Source organism: Nesterenkonia aurantiaca (assembly GCF_004364585.1).
In the GTDB taxonomy this organism is placed as follows: domain Bacteria; phylum Actinomycetota; class Actinomycetes; order Actinomycetales; family Micrococcaceae; genus Nesterenkonia; species Nesterenkonia aurantiaca.
Map to the genome: position 1 here is coordinate 111,913 of NZ_SOAN01000009.1, position 6,410 is coordinate 118,322.

The 6,410-nt window shown below is 60.5% G+C and carries 6 protein-coding genes; 3 read left to right on the plus strand and 3 right to left on the minus strand.

All coding sequences use genetic code 11. The features are described 5' to 3' along the window. Positions 1 to 3 precede the first annotated feature (3 nt). From EV640_RS11700 to EV640_RS11710, 3 genes are all read left to right on the plus strand, one after another. The gene (locus tag EV640_RS11700; protein WP_133726509.1) at positions 4 to 510 is read left to right on the plus strand and encodes a SixA phosphatase family protein; all 507 of its coding nucleotides are present in this window, start codon (positions 4 to 6) and stop codon (positions 508 to 510) included. A gap of 676 nt (positions 511 to 1,186) precedes the next feature. Beyond that, positions 1,187 to 1,708, plus strand: coding sequence for a TetR/AcrR family transcriptional regulator (locus EV640_RS11705; protein WP_133726510.1), 522 nt, complete (start codon positions 1,187 to 1,189; stop codon positions 1,706 to 1,708). Positions 1,709 to 1,746: 38 nt separating this feature from the next. Beyond that, positions 1,747 to 2,457 (plus strand): NAD(P)H-dependent oxidoreductase, encoded by a 711-nt coding sequence (locus EV640_RS11710; protein WP_133726511.1) that lies wholly within the window; start codon positions 1,747 to 1,749, stop codon positions 2,455 to 2,457. A 392-nt stretch (positions 2,458 to 2,849) separates the two neighbouring features. Here the strand turns inward: EV640_RS11710 and EV640_RS11715 are convergent, their stop codons facing one another. From EV640_RS11715 to EV640_RS11725, 3 genes are all read right to left on the minus strand, one after another. Next, a complete protein-coding gene (locus EV640_RS11715; protein WP_166645917.1) occupies positions 2,850 to 4,028 on the minus strand; it encodes a PP2C family protein-serine/threonine phosphatase in 1,179 nt (392 codons plus the stop codon). 680 nt (positions 4,029 to 4,708) lie between these two features. Further along, positions 4,709 to 5,404, minus strand: coding sequence for an HAD family hydrolase (locus EV640_RS11720; protein WP_133726513.1), 696 nt, complete (start codon positions 5,402 to 5,404; stop codon positions 4,709 to 4,711). A 325-nt stretch (positions 5,405 to 5,729) separates the two neighbouring features. Then, on the minus strand, positions 5,730 to 6,410 hold a 681-nt coding region (locus tag EV640_RS11725; RefSeq protein ID WP_208292203.1), incomplete at its 5' end, for a potassium channel family protein.

A 6,410-nucleotide genomic window follows, 5' to 3' on the forward strand; every position in this document is an offset into this window, starting at 1 on the left:
TCCGTGCCTGAACTGCTGATCCTGCGCCACGGGGAATCTGGGCACTCCTTCTCCGGGGACGACCACGGCCGCACCCTCACCCGCCACGGGCAGCAACAGGCGCGCGCCGTCGGCCGCTGGCTCGTGAGCTCGGGGAATCTGCCGGATAACACGATCTGCTCCGACGCGATGCGCACCCGGCAGACCTGTATCTGGGTCAATCATGAGCTGGGCGAGAAGTCGCCGACGCCGTACCTGGACTCCCGGCTCTACCTGGCGGCGCCGCGTTCGATGCTTTCGATCATCAACGAGGTTCCCGAGACAGTGCGCACGTTGTTGGTGGTCGCTCATATGCCTGGGGTCCAGGAGCTGAGCATGGACCTGGCCTCTGCGCACTCCCAAGAGGATCCGGTGATCCAGATGGCCGGGTCCTGGCCGCCGGCCGGTCTCGCCCGGTTCCAGGTGCACAAGCCGTGGGCTGAGCTCGATGGTCGCGACGCGGAGCTCACGGACTTCTTCACCGCCGACTGAGTTTGGGCGGTGATCGTGACCCCAGGCCGCGATCTCTGCTCTGCCGCGGAGAGCGGGGCCTGGGCGAGTTCTCAGCGCTTTCGGTGAGCTGGAGGCTCATCCGTCGGATCGGTTGATCTCGTGTACCTCCGCGGTCTGGATCCTGCACCGTGACCCGGATTGCACAGTGTAGATGTCTGATAGCCGCTCACGGGTGGAAGGCCCGAGGTAAAGGTCTGCGACTTCTCCGAACAGCGGTCGGCTTAGAGCGCCGTAGCTTATGCTCCTGTCCTTCAGCGGTCGTTGTTATCCCTGCTGAACGTCGGATCGCGGGTGTCTGAGTGGCGGCTCACTCACCAGGAGGCCTCTCACTCGGGCTACGAAGAAGAGGGTATTCGTCTCGAAACTGTTGCTCTAAAGAAGGGCGTTGCGTGTAGCAGATAAGGCACCCGTGCGGGCATTTTCTTCGGGCGGGGTAAACGGGCATCCCAGCGTTGACGTGGGCGTCCGGATTCGATCAGGTGAATCGCGCTCGTTTGCCGACCGGCTTGCGGGCACCGGCACGCACGAGAGAACAGTGCGCATTAGACCCAGAATTGTCCGGAGAACCTCTGAGGCAGCCCAATATGAACGCGAACCAAGGGCGCGCCTCGCTAGCCCTTGCTCAATGTAAAACGAGCGTTGTACTCTTCAGGGCATGAGTTCCCTCCCGCAAGAGATCGCCGCGAGTTCAGAGCAAGTCTTCGACCACCATGGTTTCGCAGCCAGCGGCATTGACACTCTTGCCCACGCCGCTGGGGTCTCCACCCGCACGCTCTACAAGCACATGGGCAGCAAGGCAGACCTGATCGCTGCTGCACTGGAGGCGCGCAGCGCCCGTTTCTTCGATCAACTCGCTGTCACAGACGTCGACGGCCTCTTCGCAGCACTAGAACAGTGGGTCCAGACCGAGGGTGCAAGGGGCTGTTTCTTCCTTCGTGCCGCCGGTGAGCTCAGTGACGATTTCCCCGAGGCATTGAAGGTCGTCACCGAGTACCGCAGAAGACTACGCACGCTCGTTGGTGAGCTTGTGAACCACACGGACCCGCCCCACGATGACCTTCTCGCCGAACAGATCCTGGTGCTTTTCGAGGGCGCCACGTCTGTAGCCACCTATAGGGGCGTTGAGGGAATCACTGCAGCAAGAGCTGCCGCAGCATCACTTGTGCACCAGTCCTAGAGAGTCATCCGCGCCTTCCAGAAAAGAGCTACTTTCGCATGCATCTACTTAGCGTCTTCTCCCACCCGTTCAACAACAAGTACCCCTCAGCCGTCATGAACGCCTTCCACGAGCCTTTCAACGGACCAGAGCACACGATCGATGTCCTTGATCTGCATCGAGAAGGATTTGACCCTCGATTCACGGAAGAAGATCACGCGCACTTCTGGGGCGGACCTATTCCCGCGGGTATCACCGAGATGCATGAACGTGTTGAAGCGGCAGATCGGCTCGCATTCATCTTCCCGGTGTACTGGTGGAGCATGCCAGCATTGATGAAAGGCTGGATTGAGCGCGTCTTCACGGGAGATTGGGCCTATCAATACGGCCAAGGTGTCAGCGACCGGGGACAGAAGCCACTCAACGCACTCCTCCAGAGCGTCCCCACGACGCTGATCGGTATCGGGGGCTCGAAGGAAGGTACCTACGAGAAGTATGGGTACCGTCAGGCCATGAGGACTCAGCTCGATGTCGGCATCTTCGCCTACTGCGGCATTACTGACGTCGAGAGCCATCTCATCTACGACGTTGAAGGAGCTCAGAACAGTCCTCAGCGTGAGACTGGTCTTCACACCGCGCGCACGATCGGAGAGAACTTCGTCTATCCAGACCGGGTTATTCGAAACGCCAAAGAAGAACACCTCAGCCAGCGGCGCGGCCAGCAGTCCACCGATGGTTCCGTGCCGCACCGCGTGCAAGTCGGTGCGTAGCCGGGCCTGCCTCACCGGAGAAGCCATCTCCGAACCTCCGGGCGAAATCTCAGTCAGAACTGATTAATCAGGCCGATGGCCCACGAAGATGTGGAGTGGAGGCAAGAGCGCCCACCTCAGGTTGCCACAGGTGTCAATTGTTCGTTCAGCAGGGGTGGTAGCCATCGCTGTGGATAAGCCGCCACCTATCGGTACAACTCACTTGTGTGGATCGCTAGCGCCGCCCGCGAGCCGGTCGTCGTCTTGCGTGCACTCATGCTTCAGTCGAGGACTCGATGCACGCTGAGGGATCGGCGTACGGGCGGCGCGGGTGGTTCATCTCTGATGGTCCGGGAAAGGGTCGAGTGCCTGTGAGGCCTGATCGAGCGTTCTGCCTCGAGATCGGAGGGGGCTTAGGAATCTCTCCGGATTACGACCACGGTGACGTCGTCGGGGACCTGAGCTTTTCGAGCCCGTCGCAGGGTTTCCTGCACCGCCTCGTCGACGCCGTGTTTGGCAAGGACGTCGTCGGCCTGGGCGAAGGGGTCTTGAAGGTCGAGCAGGTCCAATACCCCGTCGCTGCAGCACATGAGCGCATCACCAGGGTGCAGCTGGGCTGTGCCGAGACGGTGGGGCTCACCCAGGCCCATGGCCAGCGGCAACCCGGTGGAGTTCAGATGATCCCAGCCGCCGTCGGCCCGGTGGATGAAACTCAGACTGTGGCCACCATCCACATAGCTGATGTCGCCGGACGCGGTGTCGATGTCGGCGCAGAACAGGGTGACGAACATACTCAAGTCCCCGACGTCCTGCTCGAGAAGCTTGTCGGTCTCTGCCACCGTGGCGAGCAGGGAACGCCCCGGGGTGGTGCGCATGGAGGCCCGGACTGCCGACGCGATGATGCCGGCACCGGTGCCTTTGCCCATGACATCAGCCAGGGTGACGCGCAACTTGCCCTCCCGAAGGATCACGTCGTGGAAATCGCCCGAGACGCAGCCCGCGGGAACAGTGCCGGCCGTCACCGTAAACCCGGCCGGCTGGGGCAGATCGCGAGGCGCCAGCGCCCGCTGGATGACGACGGCATGATCAAGCTCCTGCTGCTGGGCCAGTTCGGTCTGTACCCAGTGGGCAAGATCTTCCAGCAAGTCGCGCTCATGGTCATCGAGCTGGCGTGGCTTGGTGTCCATCAGGCACAGGGCCCCTACATGTTCGCCGCCGGGTGCCTCGATGGGGTGTCCTGCGTAGAACCGAAGATTCGGGGCCTCAGTGACATAAGGGCTGGACGCGAATCTCGCGTCTTCTTCGAGATTCTCGATGACCAGAGTCTCAGTCTGGTTGATCGTGACTTCGCAGAAAGCGCCCTCTCGGGGTACTTCTGGAGCATCGAAGCCGGCTGAGGATTTACTCCACTGGCGTTCTCGATCCAAGAGATTCACGCTCACCATCGGCACATCGAAGATCTGCTGGGCCATGCGCGTGATCCGGTCCACGCGCTCATCGGGGGGCGTGTCGAGGACATGAAGGGAATCAAGTGCTCGTTGTCGACGCTTTTCATCCAGCATGAGATAACCCTCTTCACTGAGCGGATACATGTCTGCGTATCCATGCATCTGAAGCTAGCACAGGTTTTGGTTCTGGATGCTCCTATATAAAAATCCGTTATAAGTATTGGAATCAACTCTAGGAGCGAGTCGAAATCGACGCTCTGACCCTAAGATGTCTAGCCAGTCCAGGTGCTGGGTGTATCTCGGATGCGAGTTAGGGCCCAGGATTTCTTGCGCCAGCCCGAACACGCCCGGCCGTGACTGCGCTGCCAGGCGCAGATCAGTGTCGCATCCGAAGCGCTACTGCCCGGAGCACGCTCGCCGCGACATGATCGGACGAGCTTAAACGTCCTCAGCGCGACTGACGTGCCCCATGGTGCGGTTTCCACTCGCTCTGACTAGCTTCCGGCGATGAGAGCATTCTTATCATCGTGGGCTTTGCAGTCTTCCCTTGGGAGTAGGGGTGCTTGCCAAGGGTTTGCTGAGACCATCACCAGATTGGGAACCGACGACTCCTCCGGGGCCACACGATTTCGGAGCGAGTAACTAGATGGAGGGCAGGGTCCGAGCGGCGGCGTTGACGCGATGAGTGTTTAGAGAGATTCTGCAGCGGGTCCTAGCCGATGGCGACCGTTTCAGGAATGGTGGAAGCGGTGACGTGCCCGCAAGACCATCCCTCAGCGGGCGTTAAGTCCTCAACCGGACGATGCATGCCGCAAGACAGCCAGCTAGCGGGCAGTTTGCGAACCCGACACCAGTTCGGAAAGCACCGCTTCGGTGATACCTCCCGAATGAGTCTCGTAACGGTCCACAAGAAGCCCACGCATACCAGCATCCCGAGCGCCCGCGACATCATGAGCAGCGTTATCCCCCACGAACAGGCAGTCCGAGACGTCTACTCTGAGTCCCTCCGCCAATGCGAGGAACGCTCCTGGATCTGGCTTCTGCACCCCGATCCCCTCGGACGTAAATACGACATCGAACGCGCCCGCCAGACCTGTGCGACGGAGCTTGTCGAGCTGTTGTCCCTCTGTTCCGTTCGATAACAGTCCCACCCGATATCCCGAAGCCCGCAGAGTGCGCAGAAGCCCAAGGCTGTCAGGAAAGGCGCGCCATTCCTTCCTATAGGCACCCAGGTACCCCTCGAACAGCTCATCGAGCTGGGGATCCGATTCCTGCGGTTTCATGCCCAGTAACGGCAGCACGGTGCGGAGTCTCTCACGGCGCTGATCCTGGAAACTGATCTGTCCCGTTCGCCATCGTTCGAAGTGCGTCTTCTCGGCGGCGAACCACGCTTGACGGGCCGCAGGAGAAGGGTCTATCCCCAACGATAGGAAGAACGCGTCGACCGCGGCCTCGGCTGAGCACTGGTGGTCGAAGAGGGTGCCATCGAGATCAAACCCGACTGCGCGCAAAGTGACCATCACTCCAGCCTAGAAAGCAGACTCAATGAAGTTCGCTTCGACCCTTCAGCTGAGGACCCTTACCGCTGTCGGGCTGCCATCGCCCGCAAGCCGATGGGCTTACGTGCAGGGAATGAGATCTAGCGCCGCGACGAGACCTCCACTTATCGCTATGCGCCACAGGAATGGGCTAGCTCATCGAAGTCGCACGAAACCCTCCGTCGCACGGGCTAGACCTGGAACCACGATTACGTCAGCTTCACAGGGCGCCGCGTGTGCCTCGGCTGGTTTCGACCGCTTTCCCACGGCACGAGCCTTCGTACCTGTCGTCGCTGGAGCAGAGGGATCAGGTCTCTTTCTGCACGGCATGCCCGTGATCGCGGACAAAATGATCGAGGATCTCTCCGGTTGAATCCCCGGAGAGTCCGAATTGGGTGGAAAAGTGTCGCGCGAGATCATCTAGCGCTGACTGGAGCAGCTCTCCATCGGCCCGGATTTCTCTCACAGTTGAGTCCCGTGCGGCGACGCTGAGGTTCTGAAGGTAGGGCATGGATGCGGCAAGGGACATCCGGGGATCCGTCTCCCGAAAATAATACGTTTCAGTGTTCTGCGTCAGATCAACCCTGACTTCGGTGATGCTGGCAGCCACCTCTTCGAGGAGACGATTTCCCGTTGATGCTTCAGGTTCGCGCAGGGTCTCCACGTACCCGTTGTCTTCCAGCAGGTGCACCCGAATGGATAGTGTCCGCCTGCGCCCAAGAGCAGGGTATATCTGGCCGAACCACGACAGTGCCGCGGTGAGAAGAGCGAATCCGGTCAGAGCCTGAATGGGTGAGAAGAGACGGATCCAAGGATCCACGGGTATCACATCGCCGAAACCGAGGGTGCCTAAGGTGACCAATGAGATGTAGAGGGCTTCGGCGAATTCGCTATGAGCCGCCCCCTCTGTTAGGTCCACACGTTGTGGGAGTCGTCGTTCTCCGTTTGGTAGGTGCATTGCCGAGCGTACTCGGCGGGCGTGAGGTAG

Coding starts and splice junctions, on each gene's coding strand:
- EV640_RS11705 (WP_133726510.1), top strand. CDS start 1,187: ATGAGTTCCCTCCCGCAAGAGATCGCCGCGAGTTCAGAGCAAGTCTTC.
- EV640_RS11715 (WP_166645917.1), bottom strand. CDS start 4,028: ATGTATCCGCTCAGTGAAGAGGGTTATCTCATGCTGGATGAAAAGCGT.
- EV640_RS11710 (WP_133726511.1), top strand. CDS start 1,747: ATGCATCTACTTAGCGTCTTCTCCCACCCGTTCAACAACAAGTACCCC.
- EV640_RS11720 (WP_133726513.1), bottom strand. CDS start 5,404: ATGGTCACTTTGCGCGCAGTCGGGTTTGATCTCGATGGCACCCTCTTC.